15 protein-coding genes and 3 pseudogenes are annotated in these 19,005 nt (G+C 59.4%); 3 read left to right on the top strand and 15 right to left on the bottom strand.

What is annotated here, in order from left to right:
- Window positions 1-29 precede the first annotated feature (29 nt).
- Window positions 30-161: pseudogene (locus BLP23_RS33685) on the bottom strand (GTP-binding protein); the annotation flags it as partial.
- On the opposite strand from BLP23_RS33685, the pseudogene BLP23_RS13860 reads away from it, so the two are divergent.
- Window positions 130-351, top strand: a pseudogene (locus BLP23_RS13860) (GTP-binding protein); the annotation flags it as partial. The pseudogenes BLP23_RS33685 and BLP23_RS13860 overlap by 32 nt on opposite strands.
- 237 nt (window positions 352-588) lie before the next feature.
- Here BLP23_RS13860 and BLP23_RS13855 read toward each other — a convergent pair.
- Window positions 589-1,326 carry an adenylate/guanylate cyclase domain-containing protein gene (locus BLP23_RS13855; RefSeq protein WP_167363884.1) on the bottom strand — a complete coding sequence of 246 codons (738 nt, stop codon included), beginning with the start codon at window positions 1,324-1,326 and terminating at the stop codon, window positions 589-591.
- Between the two features lie 242 nt (window positions 1,327-1,568).
- Between BLP23_RS13855 and BLP23_RS13850 the strand changes: the two genes are divergently transcribed.
- A complete protein-coding gene (locus BLP23_RS13850) occupies window positions 1,569-2,219 on the top strand; it encodes a glutathione S-transferase family protein (RefSeq protein WP_092585388.1) in 651 nt (216 codons plus the stop codon).
- A gap of 117 nt (window positions 2,220-2,336) precedes the next feature.
- Here the strand turns inward: BLP23_RS13850 and BLP23_RS13845 are convergent.
- From BLP23_RS13845 to BLP23_RS13790, 12 genes and pseudogenes are all read right to left on the bottom strand, one after another.
- Window positions 2,337-2,748: pseudogene (locus tag BLP23_RS13845) on the bottom strand (nuclear transport factor 2 family protein).
- 236 nt (window positions 2,749-2,984) lie between these two features.
- Window positions 2,985-3,299, bottom strand: a complete 315-nt coding sequence (locus BLP23_RS13840) for an RcnB family protein (protein ID WP_092585387.1) — start codon at window positions 3,297-3,299, stop codon at window positions 2,985-2,987.
- A gap of 144 nt (window positions 3,300-3,443) precedes the next feature.
- Window positions 3,444-3,950 (bottom strand): GNAT family N-acetyltransferase, encoded by a 507-nt coding sequence (locus BLP23_RS13835; RefSeq protein WP_092585386.1) that lies wholly within the window; start codon window positions 3,948-3,950, stop codon window positions 3,444-3,446.
- 2 nt (window positions 3,951-3,952) lie between these two features.
- Entirely contained in the window at window positions 3,953-5,566 is a 1,614-nt protein-coding gene (locus BLP23_RS13830; RefSeq protein ID WP_092585385.1) for a glycoside hydrolase family 43 protein, read from the bottom strand.
- A 93-nt stretch (window positions 5,567-5,659) separates the two neighbouring features.
- Entirely contained in the window at window positions 5,660-6,691 is a 1,032-nt protein-coding gene (gene mgrA, locus BLP23_RS13825; RefSeq protein ID WP_092585384.1) for an L-glyceraldehyde 3-phosphate reductase, read from the bottom strand.
- 69 nt (window positions 6,692-6,760) lie between these two features.
- The gene (locus tag BLP23_RS13820) at window positions 6,761-7,894 is read right to left on the bottom strand and encodes a Gfo/Idh/MocA family protein (RefSeq protein ID WP_092585383.1); all 1,134 of its coding nucleotides are present in this window, start codon (window positions 7,892-7,894) and stop codon (window positions 6,761-6,763) included.
- A 9-nt stretch (window positions 7,895-7,903) separates the two neighbouring features.
- On the bottom strand, window positions 7,904-8,665 hold the full coding sequence (locus BLP23_RS13815; RefSeq protein WP_092585382.1) for a sugar phosphate isomerase/epimerase family protein: 762 nt from the start codon (window positions 8,663-8,665) through the stop codon (window positions 7,904-7,906).
- Window positions 8,666-8,700: 35 nt separating this feature from the next.
- Window positions 8,701-11,160 (bottom strand): beta-mannosidase, encoded by a 2,460-nt coding sequence (locus tag BLP23_RS13810; protein ID WP_092585381.1) that lies wholly within the window; start codon window positions 11,158-11,160, stop codon window positions 8,701-8,703.
- A 234-nt stretch (window positions 11,161-11,394) separates the two neighbouring features.
- Window positions 11,395-12,480, bottom strand: coding sequence for an ABC transporter ATP-binding protein (locus tag BLP23_RS13805; RefSeq protein ID WP_092585380.1), 1,086 nt, complete (start codon window positions 12,478-12,480; stop codon window positions 11,395-11,397).
- Between the two features lie 2 nt (window positions 12,481-12,482).
- Window positions 12,483-13,400, bottom strand: coding sequence for a carbohydrate ABC transporter permease (locus tag BLP23_RS13800; RefSeq protein ID WP_092585379.1), 918 nt, complete (start codon window positions 13,398-13,400; stop codon window positions 12,483-12,485).
- A gap of 12 nt (window positions 13,401-13,412) precedes the next feature.
- Entirely contained in the window at window positions 13,413-14,303 is an 891-nt protein-coding gene (locus BLP23_RS13795; protein ID WP_022715039.1) for a carbohydrate ABC transporter permease, read from the bottom strand.
- A gap of 97 nt (window positions 14,304-14,400) precedes the next feature.
- Entirely contained in the window at window positions 14,401-15,639 is a 1,239-nt protein-coding gene (locus BLP23_RS13790) for an ABC transporter substrate-binding protein (RefSeq protein WP_092585378.1), read from the bottom strand.
- 456 nt (window positions 15,640-16,095) lie between these two features.
- Here BLP23_RS13790 and BLP23_RS13785 point away from each other — a divergent pair, with 456 nt between their 5' ends.
- On the top strand, window positions 16,096-17,136 hold the full coding sequence (locus BLP23_RS13785; protein ID WP_092585377.1) for a LacI family transcriptional regulator: 1,041 nt from the start codon (window positions 16,096-16,098) through the stop codon (window positions 17,134-17,136).
- A 329-nt stretch (window positions 17,137-17,465) separates the two neighbouring features.
- Here BLP23_RS13785 and gndA read toward each other — a convergent pair whose 3' ends face one another.
- Window positions 17,466-18,917, bottom strand: a complete 1,452-nt coding sequence (gndA, locus tag BLP23_RS13780; protein WP_208603150.1) for an NADP-dependent phosphogluconate dehydrogenase — start codon at window positions 18,915-18,917, stop codon at window positions 17,466-17,468.
- Window positions 18,918-19,005: the final 88 nt, after the last annotated feature.

Below are 19,005 nucleotides of genomic sequence, written 5' to 3'. Positions count from 1 at the left end.
CACCGTGTTGTCCGGCTTCCTCGGGGCGCCGCATCGATATTCACCTCGCTCATGTCATTTACAATTACGGCAACGCACAGGCCTTCGCGGTTGCCGAGTACATGGTTGAGCAGCGTCGTCTTTCCTGCATGGCCGCGCGAACCGGGCTTCCGAAAGGCGATCGCCCCTTATCTCGATCCTGTCTGGGGCGACCGTCGGCAGGAGATCGTCTTCATCGGCGCCGATCCGATGAACGAGGACTGGATCCGAAGTGAACTCGACGCCTGTCAGATAAAATCGGAACGCTTCACGCCCGAGAAATGGCGGAATCTCCCCGACCCCTGCGCAAGCTGGGCACTGCGCGCGCCATGACGGCGGTTGCAATCACGCCGTTTCGCTGTATCTGCGAGGAATGTGAGCCGCTGCCGCCGATCGAAGGACTGAGCGAGCCCGCTGAGAATGGGGCTGCGTCCCGCGGAGTCTCGCCAAGGGAAATTCTGCTATCTGCAGCCCAAAAGCTGCGTTGGAAACGGAAAGCCGCCTGAGTAAACGAAAGCCCGGTCCGGCCCTAAATGTGCGGTATTCAAGCGACCCGGCATTCAATGGTGCTCAGATCGAGTAAAGCTCAATCGGCTTCTCAAAGCCCTTCAGGCGGTATGCCCGACCTTTGCTGTCGGCCGTTTGGCCCTGCGCCCGCTCGCAAACAGCCTTGGTGACGAGAATCCGCCCTGCGTCAGCAACTGACTGCGCGCGAGCGGCAGTATTTACAACCGTTCCAATCGCAGTCAGGTCGCGATGCGATCGGCCGAACTCTCCGAAGCTGGCCTCGCCGGTGTCGATGCCGATACCAATGCCGAGTTCACTTCCGTCCAGCCCAGCACCCTCAGCCATGTGACGTTCACGACGCAACTGGCAGCGGCGCTGAATCTCCCGCGCAGCCAGCACAGCACGTTCAGCATGGTCCTGGTGGTGGATCGGAAAGTTGAATATTGCCATAATGGCGTCCCCGACCGTCTTGTTGAGAAGGCCGTCGTATTCCCAAATGGCTGTCGCACATTCATCGTAGAAATCATCCAGCAGCGACGAAACAGTATCTGCCGAAAGCGACTGCGAAAGCGTCGTATAGCCTCTCAGATCCGCAAAGAGCACGGATACATCAACAGTGATCTTGCGGGCTTTCATCACGCGTGTGAACATGAGTTCGCAAATCGTGCAGGTGTTCGGATTCATCCGGCTCGGGCGGATGCCGAAGGCGCGGAAAGGAATGGACGCCGGTCCGCGCAGAGGCACCGGAAGGCGCATCTGCTGCCAGCAGCCCTTGCAGATCCTGGATTGAGAAAACGACATCTTGCCGCCGCCCTGTTTGCGTGCCGTTTCGCGATTTTCGCACATCCGGGCCGGAAAATCTTCAAAAAAGCCTGCCGTTGCTTTGCAACCGGGACCGCGTCGTCAGAAGTTCCATCCCACGATTTGCGACAATACAAACTGGAGCGAAAGAAATTCATGGATGAAGGGCGATCGCAGACATGGGGTGTCGGAATCTCGTTTAGCCGCTCGTCTTCAAGACAGACGTGCCCTGGAGAACAGCGATGACGATCACTATTACCGCCTTTGAACGGTCGCCTGATGGCGGCAAGGGTCTAGCGCGTGACATGCGCGTTCGCTGGGCATTCGAAGAAGTTGGCCAGCCTTACGAAGTTCGTCTTGTCTCGTTTAAAGCGATGAAGGAGCCCGCGCATCTCGCGCTTCATCCTTTCGGACAGATTCCGACCTATGAAGAAGGCGATCTCGCCCTTTTTGAGTCGGGGGCAATCGTGTTCCATATCGCGGAGCGCCATGCCGGCCTGCTGCCGGACGATCCGAATGCCCGGGCGCGGGCGATCACATGGATGTTTGCAGCGCTCAACACGATGGAACCGACGATCGTCGATCGCGAAGTCGCCAGGCTCCTGGAGGGCGATGAGATTTGGTACGAGCGGCGACTGTGTGTCGTCGAGGAACGCATCCGTAAGCGGCTGAGCGAACTTTCCGATCGCCTTGGCGATGCCGACTGGCTAGACGGCGAATTCAACGCCGGTGACCTTCTGATGGTGTCGGTGCTGCTCAGGTTGAAAGGATCGGGCATACTGGACGAATATCCGAACCTCTCCGCCTATGTCGCCCGCGGTGAAGCGCGGCCCGCATACAAGCGTGCTTTCGACGCTCAGTTGGCGGTATTCATCACCGCATCGAACGGCTGACAAAGGTTCCGCTCTGGGCGGCTCGAAGCGGTCATGCGAGTCTTTTTCTCAATTGTGGATCCTGACCCCGGGAATTTGCGCGGCGGAGCGGTGTCGTGATCGGGCAGTGAGTGGACTTCAGATGATGCCGTGTCTCCTTAAAAGCGCCTGCTCGTCGCCTGACACCCAGCCGAAAACTCCTGGACAAAGTAGTGAACATCAAAATCTATCGCTACGTCCGGTTGATCCTTGCGGACATAGGTTGCCCTCCAAGCGACATGGGCCACGCAATGATGTTCATCTATGGCGAGAGGCGGACATTGCGTATCCGAATTTCCTTCGTCCCCATCGCCCGATAGTGCGCATAACCTCGCGCCATGACTTGCTTGAGTTGATCATCGTTCTTTCCAGTCACCACTCCAGCGGGCGAGGCAGCTATGAAGTCGGGAGCATGCAAAGATGCGACCTCATCCATGTCTATGTCACCGCCGAGAGACTGCTTGAAACAGCGTTCGTATCGCTCGAAGAGCTTCCTTACGCTGGCCTCCATGGTTTCCTCTCCGACTGCAGCTAGTTCTGAGTGTGGTGGGTCGAAAAGACCCTGTCGCGCAGTTCCCGATGCAGGCGCCAGATTTGCAGCTGTTACACCGTCACATAAATTGGACTTCTGACAGCAAAAGCATTCACCAGGGCCTCGTGAAAATATCTTCAATAAGCGGAGTCGCCCCTAGCGTCTTGCTGCGAGCGACTTTAGAGCCCAAAGGTGGCGTTTTTAAAAACGCCCGATCAGCGGGCAGCGATGATGCTCGAGACAATCCCGCTCGTAACGCCGATCAGCAGGAACTCGTTGTCGACCCTGACCCAGCGGTAGCCGCGCGGCGGCGCCGACAGGCGGTAGCGGCGGTAGTCGCGGACTTCGGCCAGGTGGCGGCGTTCGGCAGCTGTCACGCGATGCCCCTTCGTCCAGCGGTACTTGTGGACTACGACCTTCTTTTCGACAACGATCGGACGGCGGTGCTCGGCAGCACTTGCCTCTGATGCGAAAGCAATCGGCGTAATCAGGAAAGAAACGGAAAGCAGGGTTGTGATTATGTTTTTCATCGGGGGATCCTCGTGTTGAACACGCCCGAAACTAGGTCCATGAAGGTGAACCGAATCTGAAAATTGAATTAAACTTTTGTAATATAAACTGACACTTATAAGCATAATCTTATATTTTAGTTTCGCCGTTTAACGCGGCCGCATTCAAGTCCGGCTGAAGATCAACGCCATGTTGACGACGTCGAGATAGCGGCCATCGATACGAGCGGCGTCCTTGCTCACGCCCTCGCTGACGAAGCCGGCTTTCTCGTAAAGGCGGATTGCGCGGGCATTGTCGGCATGGACGCTAAGCTCGACCCGTATGATGTCGCATTGCCTTGCCTCCTTCAGCGTCGTCTCCATGAGACGCAAGCCGAGGCCCTGTCCGCGGCAGGCAGGGATGATGCCCATTCCAAGCGATCCCCGGTGCGCATGCGACGGAAAGAAATGCCGGCGGATATCGCACCACCCCACCACTTCACCGTCCTTCACGGCGACAAATTGCGGATGCTTGTTGTCGATCATGTCGAGAACGAATTTCCGTGTGTCTTCGAGCGGCGGAGCCTCAAGGAAGGTGAGATACCTGCGTTCGCGCGCAACGACATCGAGAGCCTGGTGATAGCTCTCGATGTGCCGGACGGCGATCGGTTCGATGGCGATATCGGGTGCCATTTTCAAAGCTCTTCGTAATTGAACCAGTCGAAATCGGCGGTCTTGGCGCGGCCCGATGTGTCGAAGGCGAAGACGCCGGCGAAGGCGCCGGTGAAGGAGCCGTGCTCGCCGCGGCCACCCTCGTCGGAGACGACGCCGCCATCGAGAAGCGGGCCGATCGGCTGCCAGGCGCCCTTTCCTTCCGTCTGCCAGAAGAACTGCAGGTCGTTGTCGCGGATTTCCATCGAAAGCTGGACGCGGCCTTCCGCCGGAAGGGCGACGCCGCTGCCAGCCGGGAAGCTGAGACGGCCGTTCGGATAATCCCCATTGCAGGAAAGGATGGTGACGCAACGGCCGAGCTTCTCGTGCAGCGTCACGGCTACGGCGTGAAACTTGTGGCGATTGTAGTAATGCGTCAGGCCGGCGACCTGCTGGTAGGTGTCCGGGTCAAACTCTACGACAGTCTCGGCGCGGAAACTGTGATGCTCCTGGCGGCGGGCGACGAGCGCCTGCTCGAACCACGAGCCGATGCTTTCGCGGGCGATGAGGCGCAGATGGCCGGGACGTCCGGTCAGATCGAAGATGCGCTCCGGCTGCGGCGTGCGCAGCCACTGGAAATCCGCAGGCAACTTGCCGCCATCGAAGCTATATTCGGTGCGAACCGGTTTTTCGGCGCGAACCGCGCCCGCGAGGCCAGGGACGTCGACATCCGGCACCGTCGTGCCGTTTTCGAGGTAGAGCCAGCCGTCCGTCTTCCAGACGCATTTCTGCAGGCTGGTTTCGCGGCCAAGCGTGCAGCGGCGCTTCGGCGGCAGCGGCCGTCCGCAGAGATGCGTGTGATAGACTTGCCCGTCCGGCGTCTCGACATATTGCCCGTGCCCTGCCCGCTGCAGAACGGCTTCCGGATTGTCCTTGGAGGTGATGAGATGGATGTTCGGATGCATCTCGTAGGAACCGTCGATGTTGCGCGAACGCGCCATGGTGACCGCGTGATCATAGCCCGTGCCGCCTTCGGCAGTCGTTAGATAATAGTAGCCGTTGCGCTTGAAGAGATGCGGGCCTTCGACAAGTCCGAGCGGGCTGCCGGCGAAGATGTTCCTGATCGGACCTTTCAGCGCCTTCGTAACCGGATCCCATTCCTGCAGCAGGATGCCATCGAAGGCCGGATGCTTGGGCGCGCCGCCATAACTTTCCGTGCGGTGGTTCCACTGCATGTTGACGAACCACTTGCGGCCGTCATCGTCATGGAAGAGCGACGGGTCGAAACCCGAGGAGTTGACGTAGACCGGGTTAGACCACTCGCCCTCGATAGTCGGCGAGGTGACGATGTAGTTGTGTGCGTCCTTGAAGTTGCCGTCGAAGCGCTTGACGTCGGTATAGACCAGCCAGAACTGTCCATCGGCATAGGAAAGACACGGCGCCCATACGCCGCAGCTATCGGGATTGCCGCGCATGTCGAGCTGCGATTGGCGCTCCAGCGGACGGCGCACCAGTGTCCAGTTCACCAGATCGCGCGAATGGTGAATCTGCACACCCGGATACCATTCGAAGGTCGAGGTCGCGATGTAATAGTCGTCGCCCAAGCGGCAGATAGAAGGATCGGGATTGAAACCCGGCAGAACGGGGTTGCGGATCATGACGGCTGCTCCTCCGGATAGCCGCAGACTGCGGCACGTACATCAGACTGAATGAGAAACGCCCGGCAGTTTCCGGCCGGGCGTTGCTTGCACTTATTCTCGCTCTGCGGATTTCGCCCAGAGATTGACGTCGGCCTCGCGGGCGTAGACATCGATCTCCTTCAGCTCTTCCACAGTGAACTCAAGATTGTCGAGAGCCTTGACGCAATCGACGATCTGCGACGAACGGCTGGCGCCGATCAGCGCCGACGTCACCCGGCCGCCGCGCAATACCCAGGCGATCGCCATCTGCGCCAGCGTCTGGCCGCGGCGTTCGGCAATGCTATTGAGCTTACGGATGTTGTCGATGATCGACGGGCGGATGAAATCACGCTTCAGGAAGTGGTTCCGAGCCGCACGGCTGTCTTCCGGGATGCCGGCGAGATATTTGGTCGTGAGCATGCCCTGCGCCAGCGGTGAGAAGACGATCGAGCCGATGCCGACCTCTTCCAGCGTATCGAGCAACTTGTCGTCCTCAACCCAGCGGTTGAGCATGGAATAGCTCGGCTGGTGGATGAGGCATGGCGTGCCGAGATCCTTGAGGATCGCGGCTGCTTCTCGCGTACGCTGCGAATTATAAGAGGAAATGCCGACATAGAGCGCGCGGCCGGAGCGGACGATATAGTCGAGCGCGCCGCAGGTCTCTTCGAGAGGCGTATCCGGATCGAACCGGTGCGAATAGAATATATCGACGTAGCCGAGGCCCATGCGCTTCAGGCTCTGGTCGCAGGAAGCGATCAGATATTTGCGGCTGCCCCACTCCCCATAGGGGCCTGGCCACATTTCGTAGCCGGCCTTCGACGAGATGATAAGTTCATCGCGCAAGCCCGCGAATTCGGCACGAAGGATTTCGCCGAAGGCGGTTTCGGCCGAACCTGGAGGCGGGCCGTAATTATTGGCAAGGTCGAAATGGGTGATGCCGAGATCGAAGGCAGTGCGGCACATCTCGATCTTGCGTTCATGCGGCGTGTCGCCGCCGAAATTGTGCCAGAGACCGAGGGAAACGGCAGGAAGCTTCAGGCCGGATCGGCCCGTGCGGTTATACTTCATCTTCGAATAGCGGTCGGAAGCCGGTTGCCAGCTCATGGTCCTGATCCTTTGGAAAAAGTGCGCGCGGGCCGGAAAAGCCCGCGCGGAAAATAACCCTTTAGGGGCCTACTTCAAGAGCGCCTGAGCCTCTTCGATGCCAAGCGCGGCGGGCTGCGTGCAGGTCGTCGTGAGCTCCACGAACCTGCCTTCCTCGCCCGATTTCAGGATCGAGGTCATGACGTCGACGCCATGCAGCGTGCGCTCCAGCGAGCAGCGGGCATCGCGGCCGTCGATCAGCGCCGCGACCATGTCAGCAAGACCTGCCGTGCGGTAGTTGGCGCGCGGACCTTGCGGGCTTTCCTGGTTGAACCTGCCGAAGGGATGCTCCCAGGCTTCAAGCGGCTTGATGTCCTTGTCGCGGCCGCTGGCCTCGACGAGGCCGCCGAAGAAGTTCGGGTCCGGAACGAAAAGGGTGCCATCGGTGCCGTAGAGCTCCATATTGGCGTGGCGATGCGACCAGACATCCCAGCTCGCCGTCAGCGTCACCGTCGCACCGCTGACGAATTCCAGCAGTGCCTGGACCGTCGTCGGCGTCTTGACCGGAATCGTTTCACCGTGGCGTGGCTGGCTGGTGATTGTGCGTGTCTCCGACGCCATCGAGGTGATCGCGCCGACGCGCTTCACCGGGCCGATCAAATTGATCAGGTTGGCAATGTAATACGGACCCATGTCGAGGATGGGGCCACCGCCCGGCAGGAAGAAGAAGTCCGGGTTCGGATGCCACATCTCCATGCCCGGCCCCATGACATAGCAGGCGCCGGAGGTAATGCGCCCGATGCCGCCCTCGTCGACATATTTGCGGGCAAGCTGGTGCGCACCGCCGAGGAAGGTGTCCGGCGCGCAGCCGACGGATAGGTTCTTCTCCTTGGCGATGCGGCGCAGGTCCTCACCCTGTTCCAGCGTCAGCACGAGCGGCTTTTCAGAGAAGACGTGCTTGCCGGCCTCGAGCGCGGCCTTCGAGACCGGATAATGCGCATCGGGGATGGTGAGGTTGACGACGACGTCGATCTCGTCATTGGCAAGTAGCTGCTCGATGGTCTGAGCCGTGACGTCGTATTCCTCGGCGCGAAGTTCGGCTGCCCGTACATTGATGTCCGCGCAGGCCAGAATTTTCAGCCCTTTGAAGAGGGGCGCGAGCGAAAGGTAAGTGGTCGAGATGTTGCCGCATCCGATGATGCCGACCCCAAGTTCCTTGGTCATGGTTTGCCCTCAGTAGGTCTTGAAGGATGCGATCGAGCGGGTGATCAGGCGATCGATGTCGCTCGGATTGTCGTGCTCGACGACGTAGTGCTTCGCCCTGGTACCCTTGAGCGCGGCGATCAGCTTCGGCCAGGCAAGTGTACCGTGACCGACATCGGCCCAGCCGTCCTCGTCCTTGTTCTCGCCGACCGGCGCGATGTCCTTGACGTGTACGGCAGTGATGCGTGAGCCGAGCCTCTCGATCCAGGCGAACGGATCCGCCCCGCCGCGCACAACCCAGGCGATATCCGCTTCCCACGAAATGTCGGGCGCGCCCTCGAAGATGCGCTCGATCGGCAGCGAGCCGTCGGCAAGCTTCACGAATTCGAAGTCGTGATTGTGCCAGCCAAATTCATAGCCGGCGTCCTTATAGGGCTTGGCCATTTCCTGCAGGCGCTTGCCGAACGCAAGCCAGCCGGCGCCGTCCGCCGGACGCTGGTCGGCGGCAAGATGCGGCGCGTAGATCGAATCCATGCCGAGTGTCTTTGCGATGTTCAGCGATTTCTTGACTTCGCCGTCTAAGAAATCCGGGCTGAAATGGCCGGTTGCCATCGTGAGACCATTCTTGTCGAGATCGGCGCGCAGGCCCTTCAAATCAGCGTCGTCGAGATCGGTATAGATGCCGCCGAAGCCTTCGACCTCCGTGTAACCGGCCTTGCCAAGCTTTTCGAAGATTGCCGAATAGGGCTGGAAATTGCGTGCGCTATAAAGCTGGAAACTCAGTTTCGTCATCATTTTCTCCTCGGGCCTCGTGCCCTTTCTCAAAATCAATCTACCGACTGGCAGGAATGCAGGTCGTAGAAACGGAAGTCCGGAAGCTCGCCGTCTTGGAGCGGCTTTGCCGGGGTAAAGAGGATGCGGCGGGTCTCGCCAGCTGCCAGATCGAAGGCATTGTCGGAATATTTGCCGTCGGTCTCGGTCTCGATCATCACGAACAGCGCCAGTCCCTTGGCGGTGACATTGAGGCAAACCGAGCCATCTTCCTCGACATATTCGCGGGTCACCTGGAGACCGGCAGGCTCCAATTCGAGTGCCTTGTAGGTGCCGTGGATGTAGTGCCCCTCACCGCCCATTCCGTTCGACGCCGTGAAGCGCCAGCCAAGCAGCGTGCCCTCGGGGATATCCGAGACATTGATCGCCGTTGCCGTCACGGCAGCATCCGGCGTGCAGACGGCTTGGATATCCTTCAGGTGCCTGCGCTCGCCCTTCACCGTCAGAATGGAAATCGATAGGTCAGCGCTGACTTCCGAAAGCGTATCGTTGACCAGCGAGAATCGGATCGTTTTGCCGTCCTCCGATGGCAGGGCGGCCACGGCGACCGGCTGGAAGAACCGCTTGACAAGATAGTGCATCGCCTTCCAGCGCCCGCCGTAGTCGAGGCTCGACCAGGACGCGACCGGCCAAGTGTCGTTGAGCTGCCAGTAGATCGTGCCCATGCAATGGGGTTTGAGCGATCGCCAATATTCCACCGCCGTCTTGATCGCCAGCCCCTGCTGGATCTGGCTGAGATAGACGAAGTTCGGAAAGTCCTTGGGGAAGCGGAAGTAGCGGAACATCGTGCCCGCGATCCGCTCATTGCCGCCGGCATTCTTCTGATGCAACTCCATCACCGGCGACGCGACGTTCAGGTCTCTTTTGTCGGCATAAGTCTTGATGACCGGCAGCGAGGTATAGGACTGGAAACCGAATTCGGAGCAGAAACGCGGCCGTACCGAGCGGTAATTGTCGAACGACTTGTTCTCATGCCAGACCGACCAGTAGTGCATGTCGCCGGAGCCATCGGCGTGCCAGGCGTCGCCGAAATCCAGATAGCCGGAGGCCGGGCTCGACGGCCACCAGATCGCACCTGGCGCCGCCTTCCTCAGCGCCTGCTCGATCGAGCGGTTCAGCCGATCATAGGAGACGAGATAGCGGTCGCGGTCCCTCTTCGGCTCGTCGAACCAGGTGAGCGCACCGACCAGTTCGTTATCGCCGCACCAGAGCGCGATCGAGGGATGCGAGGCGAGGCGTTTGACCTGATAGTCGACTTCGAGGGCGACATTGTCGAGGAAGTCTTCTGTCGAGGGATAGAGGTTGCAGGCAAACATGAAATCCTGCCAGACCATGAGGCCGAGCCGGTCGCACAGGTCATAAAACCAGTCGTGCTCGTAAAAGCCGCCACCCCAGACGCGGATCATGTTCATGTTCGCAGCTTTTGCCGACTGCAGCAGGTCCTCCGTCTTCTCCGCCGACGACCGCGAATACAGCGCATCCGCCGGAATCCAGTTCGCACCTCGGCAGAAGATCTCGCGGCCGTTCACCTTGAAAGCGAAGCGGCTGCCGGCCGCATCCGGCGTAGTGACGAGTTCGACGGTGCGAAGGCCGATCTGCTTCGTCACCACATCTGACGGCAGATCGACGGTCAGCGCATAAAGCGCCTGCTCGCCGCTGCCGGAAGGCCACCAGAGGCGCGGTTTCTCGACATAGAATATATGATTGACCACCGTTTCGCCGGCATTGACACCGACATCGAGTCGGACACGTTCGCCGTCGAGCGCGAAATGCACCGGTACGATGCCCGGGTCCTTCGCGAAAAGCGTTGCTGTGACCTGTAGTTCGACGCTGCCGTCGATGCTATGCCTCTGGCGCGTTGTGACGTGCTCGATGCGCGCCGTCTCGAGCTTCTTCAGCGCGATCGTGCCATAAAGCCCGAGAGGCGCGATCGCGATGTTCCAGTCCCAGCCGAAATGACATTGCGGCTTGCGCAGCATATTGCCGTTGGCGATCGGCGAGTTGCCCGGATGATAGGGTACGTAGAAAGGCTGCCTGCCCTGCCGTTCTGCTCCGGCGGCAATACTCGAATGCAGCACGATGCGGATCGTGTTTTCGCCTGCCTTCAACATGCTCGAAACATCCGGCCGGTAGCGGCGAAAGCAATTGTCGGCCGCGAGCACGACGAAGCCGTTGATAAATACCGAGGCAACGGTGTCGAGGTAATCGATGTCGAGATACCAGTCGCCTTCGGCACCATCGAGCTGGAAGCTTCGCTCAAGTACCCAATCCCGATGTGCGACCCACTGCACCTGCTCTTCGTTGCGGCCGAAATAGGGATCCGGAATGAGCTCTGCCACGTGCAGCGCTGTATGGACGTCGCCCGGAAGCGCGATCGATGTGGTGACTTCACCTTCAGCGGAGGCGAGTTGCCAGGAACCGGAAAGATCGATGGACGAAGTGTTGGACGTGGTCATTATCTGATCTCGAAACATTGGAACGAGGGGATGCCCTCACTCGCCAGGAGCACGTGACTGCCCCCACCCTGGCCCTCTCCCCGCCTGCGGGAAGAGGGAACTTGCCGAAGACAATATTGCGATCGGGGAAGGCGCTGTGGCATATCTCCTTCTCCCCGTCGGCGGGAAGAAGGTCCCAGGCAGGCGAATGAGGGACTGGTTTACCGCCCTCGCCCACCGCACCCTCGCCGCCTCCTAGATTCTCTCCTCCGTCTCAGCATCGAAGAGCGATGCCAGCGACATGTCGAAACTGAGCTTCACCGGTGTTCCCACCTTGAAGCGGCGCGCGCCGTTGATGCGCACCGACATGGTGTGACCGGCGTGCTTCAGCCAGAGGAGGTTGTCGGCGCCCATCGGCTCCTCGATGTCGACGGTGGCATCATGCACTTCGGGGCCGAGATTTTCGTCGACCTTGATGTGCTCCGGACGCACGCCGAGCACCACCTTGCGGCCCGATTGCAGCGGTTGAGCCGCATCATAACCATCGAGCGAGAAGCTGACGCCGTTTGATCTGAACACCGTCTTGTCGCTGTTTTTGGTCAACTCGCCGTGCAGGAAGTTCATTGACGGCGAGCCGATGAAGCCTGCGACAAAAAGATTGCGCGGCCTGTTGTAGATGGTCGTCGGATCGTCGAGCTGCTGAATGATGCCGCTTTTCATGATCGCAATGCGGTCTGCCAGCGTCAGCGCCTCGATCTGGTCGTGGGTGACGTAGATCATCGTGTTTTTTAGCGACTGGTGGAGGCGTTTGATCTCGACGCGCAGTTCCGAACGCAGCTTGGCATCGAGGTTGGACAGCGGCTCGTCGAACAGGAACACATCGACATCGCGCACGAGAGCGCGGCCGATCGCCACGCGCTGGCGCTGGCCGCCGGACAGTTCGGCGGGCTTGCGCTTCAGAAGCGATTGGATCTGCAGGATTTCAGAGGCGCGCGCCACACGTTTGTCGATCTCGGGCTGCGGCACCTTTGCAACGCGAAGTCCGAAGGACAGATTCTTCTCGACACTCATCTGCGGATAGAGCGCATAGGACTGGAACACCATGCCAATGCCGCGGTCCTTGGGCTCTTCCCAGGTGACGTTCTTGCCCTTGATGAAGATTTGTCCCGCGGATGCATCAAGCAGCCCGGCGATGCAGTTGAGCAGCGTGGACTTGCCGCAGCCGGACGAGCCGAGCAGGACCAGGAATTCGCCGTCGTTGATGTCGAGGTTCAGGTCCTTGAGGACGCTGACGGCGCCGAAATTCAGCGACAGATCTTTGATGGAAACGCTTGTGTTCATGATCAACCTTTCACTGCGCCAGCGGCGATACCGCGGACGAAGAGACGTCCGGACACGAAGTAGACGATAAGTGGCACCGCGCCGGTGAGCAGCGTTGCGGCCATGTTGACGTTGTATTCCTTCACGCCCTGGACGGCGTTGACGATATTGTTGAGCTGCACCGTCATCGGGAAATTCTGGTTGCCGGCAAAGATCACGCCGAACAGGAAGTCGTTCCAGATACCGGTGATCTGGATAATCATCGACACGACGAAGATCGGCAGCGACATTGGCAGCATGATGCGGAAGAACACCTGCCAGAACCCTGCCCCATCCACACGCGCAGCCTTGAATAGTTCGGGAGGCAGAGATGCGAAATAATTTCGGAAGAGCAGCGTGTTGATCGGCATGCCGAAGATCGTGTGCACCAGGACGACAGCCCAGATGGTCGAGAAGATGCCGAGCTCGCGCATGATGATGACGAGCGGATAGAGCATCACCTGATAGGGGATGAAAGCGCCGAAAAGCAGAATCGTAAAGAAGACTTCCGACCCCTTGAAGCGCCAGTAGGACAGGCCGTAGCCATTCACCGAGGCGATCGCCACGGAGATAATGACGCTCGGAATGGTGATCTTGACCGACTTCCAGAAGCCCACGCTGATGCCGGAGCAATCAAGGCCCGTACAGGCCTGGCTCCATGCCTTGACCCAAGGCTCGAAGGTGATCTGCACCGGAGGTGCGAAGATGTTGCCCATGCGGATTTCTGTCATGTCCTTGAGGGAGGTCACGACCATCACATAGAGCGGCAAAAGATAGTAAAGCGCGGCGACTGTCAGGATGCTGTAGAGGATGATGGTCGAGGGCGCGAACATGCGACGCGGCCTTGCGCCTGCCGGCTCAACGACGCTGGCGATGTTGTTGGTGGTGGTGGCTATGGCCATGATCGTGGTCCTTCAGGATCGCTTCTGGCGGAACTCGGCGAGAGCCCACGGAACCAGGATGATGAAGACGGTGACGAGCATCACGGTCGACGCCGCAAGGCCCTGCCCGAGATTGGCGCGCTCGAACATGAACGAATAGACGTATTTGGCCGGCACTTCCGATGCGAATCCGGGTCCGCCCTGCGTCATTGCGACGACGAGGTCATAGACGCGTACGATGCCGGAGGCGACGATCACCAGCGTGGTGACGAAGACGCCGCGCATCATCGGAATGATGATGAAGAGGTATGTGCGCCACGCCGGAATGCCGTCGACGCGCGCCGCCTTCCAAATTTCGGAATCGATACCGCGCAGACCGGCAAGCATCAACACCATGACCAGCCCCGTCCCCTGCCAGAGCCCGGCGATGACGAGCGCATAGATGACGGTATTCTTGTCGCCGAGCAGCGCGAGGCTGCCCCCCGGAAGGCCAAGATCGTTCAAAACCTTCGGCACGCCGAGGCCTGGATCGAGAATCCACTGCCAGACGAGCCCCGTCACGATGAACGACAGGGCGAACGGGTAGAGAAAGATCGTGCGGAATGTGTTTTCGAACCTGATCTTCTGGTCGATGAGAACAGCCAGCAGGAAGCCGATGATGAAGACGAATGTCAGCACGCAGACGCCGTAGGTGGCAAGATTGAGAACCGACTGGTTCCAGCGCGAATTGCCGAAAAGCCGGCTGTACTGATCAAAGCCCACGAAATCGCTCGTCGGTAGCAGCCGCGACGACGTGAACGAGTAAAAAACGGTCCAAAGCGTGCAACCGATGAAAATCACGATCACGGTCAGCATCATAGGGATTGCTGCGACCTTCGCATTGAGGTTGCGCAATAGGCCAAACGGCCGGCCGGCATGAGCCATCAATACCTCCTGTTGGCGGTCAGGGGCGCAACCAGACTAAAAAGCCGTCCGCTCGCGCCCCATAAAACCGTCTCAAGTTATGAGAGCGTCTGTGGCCTTACTGGGCCTGCGAGATGATGTCTGCCTGCCGATCGATTGCATCGTCCACAGACATCTTGGAGCTGAAGAATTCGAGCGCGAGATCCTGCAGCTGGCCCTGCGTATCGGAATCGAGCATCTGCTCGGTCGAAGGCAGAACGTTGTTGAGGTCCGCCAGGATTTCGATGCCCTTCTTCATGCAGGCGTTTGCGGCTTCGAGATCGACGTCGCCGCGAACCGGCAGCGAACCCTTGACCAGATTGAACTTGACCTGAACTTCCTTGGACAGAAGCATCTTGGCGAGTTCAAGCTGCGCCTTGGTGATTTCCGGATTGCTGTTCTTCGGGAAATAGAAGGCGTCGCCGCCCGTATCGAGCTGCGCATTGAAGCCGAGACCGGGCAGGCAATCGTAGTCTGTGCCGGCAACCTTCTTCGCGACGCCGAATTCACCCTGCGCCCAATCGCCCATGATCTGAGCGGCAGCCTTGCCTTCGATCACCATGTTGGTGGCAACGTTCCAGTCGCGGCCGGAATAAGCCGGATCGACCATATCGCGGGCCTGGGCGAATGCGGTCCAGACCTTCTTGTTCTGATCGCTGCGAACGGCCTCTTCGCTCTTCTTGTCGTTGATCTGCAAGTAGAGGTCTTTGCCGCCGATGCCGGCCTGCATGACGTTGCGGATGCCTTCGACCTGCCACGGAGCGCCGGTGGCGAGCGGCGTGATACCCTTCTCCTTCAGCTTCGGAGCGTCGGCTGCGAGCTCGTCCCAGTTTTTTGGAACTGCCATGCCGTTGTCTTCGAAGACGTGACGGTTGAGCCACATCCACTGCCAGGAGTGGATGTTGATCGGCACGCAATAAATCTTGCCCTCATAGACGCAGGCGTCGAGCAACTTGGCCGGACGGATGACGTCCTTCCAATGTTCCTCCTCGGCAAGTGGCGTCAGATCCGTCATGAGGCCGGCCTTGATGAGTTCCTCGGCGTCGCGGCCGGTGTTCATCTGAGTAGCGCCCATCGGGTTGCCACCGAGAATTCGGCTAATGATGATCGGGTTGGCGGTGGTGCCGGAACCGGCAATAGCGCCGTCGACCCACTTGTTGCTGCCACTCGCATTGAAGCTGTCGGCAAGGACCTTGACGGCGGCCGCTTCACCGCCGGATGTCCACCAATGAGTGACTTCGAGATCGGTCGCATTGGCCGCGCCAAGCGGCAGCACGACGGAAGCGGCAAGCACGGCCGCCATCGAACGAAAATTCATGAGTTCTCCTCCCTCACTGAAACGTTGCCGGAAAAACTTAGTGCAATCGACATTTTGGCGCAACAGCCCGCTGTCAAAATTTTTTGCGAAACTCGCCATTGCTACCTGTGCCTGTTCTTGCTCCACAACTTCGCGACATATGTCGTTGGGTTGAGCATTCAAGGTTGCGTGATGAGCAATAAATCAACTCATTGATATTAAATAAGAATTCTAATCTAGGCGCATGTCGTCTGAGGAAATCGCCTTCGCAAGTGCAAAAGAACCGCGCATAAAAGCGCAATTCAACCTGAGCGTCTAGCGATGATGCGAACATCATAAAAAGTGCTCGACATTTTTACTGTATCGTTACAGATTTAATGACCCAAGGGGGAGTGTTGTTCAGCGGCGAATGTGCTTACGGCTTTGCGAAAAACATTCTATAAGCGGACCGAAATCGCGCGAAGGTGACATAAAGGGATGGAAAACAAGGGAAATTCCGGGGGAGCGGCAGCGGCCATCCAGCGCGAGCGGCCGACGCTGAAGACAATCGCCTTCATGACGGGCCTGGGCATCACCACGGTTTCGCGCGCACTCAAGGACGCACCGGATATTGGCGCGGAGACCAAGGAGCGCGTGCGTATGGTCGCCCGCCAGCTCGGCTACCAGCCGAACCGCGCTGGGGTACGCCTTAGGACCGGCAAGACCAATGTCATCGCGCTCGTTCTTTCCATCGACGAAGAGATCATGGGGTTCTCGAGCCAGATGGTCTTCGGCATTTCTGAGGTGCTGACCGGCACGCCGTACCACATCGTCGTGACACCGCACTCGCACAGCAAGGACCCGATGCTGCCGGTGCGCTACATCCTGGACACCGGCTCTGCCGACGGCGTCATCATTTCCCGCATCGAGCCCGACGATCCGCGCGTGCGGCTGCTCGCTGAGCAGAACATGCCCTTCGCGACGCATGGCCGGACCGATGCGGGACTGGTCCACCCCTATCACGATTTCGACAACGAGTCCTTCGCGCACGAGGCGGTGAAGAGGCTCGTCGAGCGCGGCCGTAGGCGCATCGCTCTGCTCCAGCCGGCAAGCAAGCTCACTTACTATGCCCATACGAGGATCGGCTTCCAAACCGGCCTTCACGACTATGGCGCCGAGGAGATCCCCCTGCGCGTCAACACCGATACGCCGCTGGAGGAGGTCAAGACCGCGGTCGAAGCCATGATGCGCATGCCGAACGCGCCCGACGGCATCGTCTGCTCGGCCGGAAGTGCCGCCATTGCCGTTAACGCCGGCATCGAGGCGACAAGTAAGCGCGTCGGCTACGATATCGACATGGTTTCCAAGCAGTCCGCGCCGATCCTGAACTGGATCCGGCCGGAGATCATCACCGCCAATGAAGACGTCCGCCACGCGGGCCGCGAACTGGCCAAGGCCGTCATCGCCCGCATCGATGGCATTGAGCCGGAACTGCTGCAGAGCATCAGTAAGCCGGTCTGGCCGGACGATCGCGGATAGGCGGTCACGTTTCATGTGCAGAGGGCTGCACTATCCTGCTTCGGTGAACGCTGCTCGCGGCGACTTGGAGTGTGTTGAGACGGTGAACACTCTCTGGCGATCAAGCTCACCTAAGGCGCAAGATCGCGCGGCGCAGCCCTCAAGGGTGATGGAATGTCGCATTTTCTCGCTCCTCACCGACTGACTTGATGAGGCCGCAGGAAAGCAAATGTGGAAGAAACCATGGGAAGCGGAGAAGCCAGTGCGCAGGATCTTTCATCCTGCTTCGGTATGTTCAAAATAAAATAAGCCCGTTCGAAACCGGGCTTTTTTCTTGTTCGAATGACACCTCAGAACGTCGAAGCGCCGCTGCCCCATGGGCCATGGTGGAAATCCTTGCCGTCTAGGCGGTCGAAGCCGTGGGCGCCGAAGAAGTCGCGCTGAGCCTGGATGAGGTTCGCAGTGCCGCGGCCTTGGCGGTAAGCGTCGAAATAGGTGAGCGCCGAGGTGAGCGCCGGAACCGGCAGGCCGGCGGCAAGCGCTGCCGCAACGACGCGGCGAAGCGACGGGATCGATTCCTTGACCATTTCCGAGAAGGCCGGCGTAACGATGAGGTTTGCCGCATTCGGCGCCTTGGTGAAAGCGCTGGTGATTTCGTCAAGGAACTGCGAGCGGATGATGCAGCCGGCCCGCCATATCTTGGCGATCACTGGCATCGGCAGAGACCAGTTGAACTCGCGTGAAGCTTCGGCCATCACGGCAAAGCCCTGCGCATATGCACCGATCTTGGCGGCAAACAACGCCAGTTCCAGATCTTTGTCGAGGTCCTGGCCGTAGGCGATCGGGAAATCGTATTTCGGCTTGCCGAAGATCCTCTCGGCGGCTTCGCGCTGGTCCTTCATCGAGGAAATGCTGCGGGCCGCAACGGCAGCTTCGATAGCGGTCGCGGGAATGCCCATGTTCTGTGCTTCGATCGCCGACCACTTGCCGGTGCCCTTCTGGCCGGCCTTGTCGAGGATCATGTCAACCATCGGGCCGCCGGACACGGGATCGGTCGCAGCCAGCACCTTTTCGGAGATTTCGATGAGATAGGAATTCAGGCGGCCCTTGTTCCATTCGCCGAATATCTTGCTGATCTCGCCGGCGCTCTTGCCGAGGCCGTCGCGCAGGATGCCGTAGATTTCGGCGATCATCTGCATGTCGGCATATTCGATGCCATTGTGGATCGTCTTGACGAAGTGACCGGCACCATCGTTGCCGAGCCAGGCGACGCAGGGATCGCCGTTGTACTTGGCGGCAATCGAGGTCAGTACCTTCTCGACGCGCTTCCAGGAGTCTTCGGTACCGCCGACCATGATCGACGGGCCGTGGCGGGCGCCTTCTTCGCCGCCGGATACCCCCATGCCGATGAAGGTCAGGTCAGTATCCTTGAGGCGGTCGAAACGGGCAATCGTGTCACGGAAATTGGCGTTGCCGGCATCGATCATGATGTCGCCTTTGGAAAGGTGCGGCCGCAGCGCTTCCATCTGCTGGTCGACAGCCTCGCCCGCCTTGATCATGATGATGATCGGACGCGGCGGGCGGATGGCCTCGACGAATTCCTCGATGGTCTTGCAGGGGACGATCTGCTTCTTGAGATCACCGGCGCTTTCGTAGAATTCGTCCGTCTTTTCGGGAGTGCGGTTGAAGACTGCAATCTTGTTGCCTTTTTCCGCAATGTTGAGCGCCAGGTTGGAACCCATGACGGCAAGACCGATCAGCCCGATTTCTGCCTTTTCCACGATACACCTCCGATGAGTCATTTTGGACCGGTGTTGTGGCACTCTCCGGGAAAAACGGCAAGTCTGGAAGGACGCCGATCAGTTCGGCAGCGCACAGTTCGGAGCTGTG

The sequence above is a fragment of the Rhizobium mongolense subsp. loessense genome, assembly GCF_900099775.1.
Taxonomy (GTDB): domain Bacteria; phylum Pseudomonadota; class Alphaproteobacteria; order Rhizobiales; family Rhizobiaceae; genus Rhizobium; species Rhizobium loessense.
This window is presented reverse-complemented; position numbering and strand designations above follow the sequence as displayed.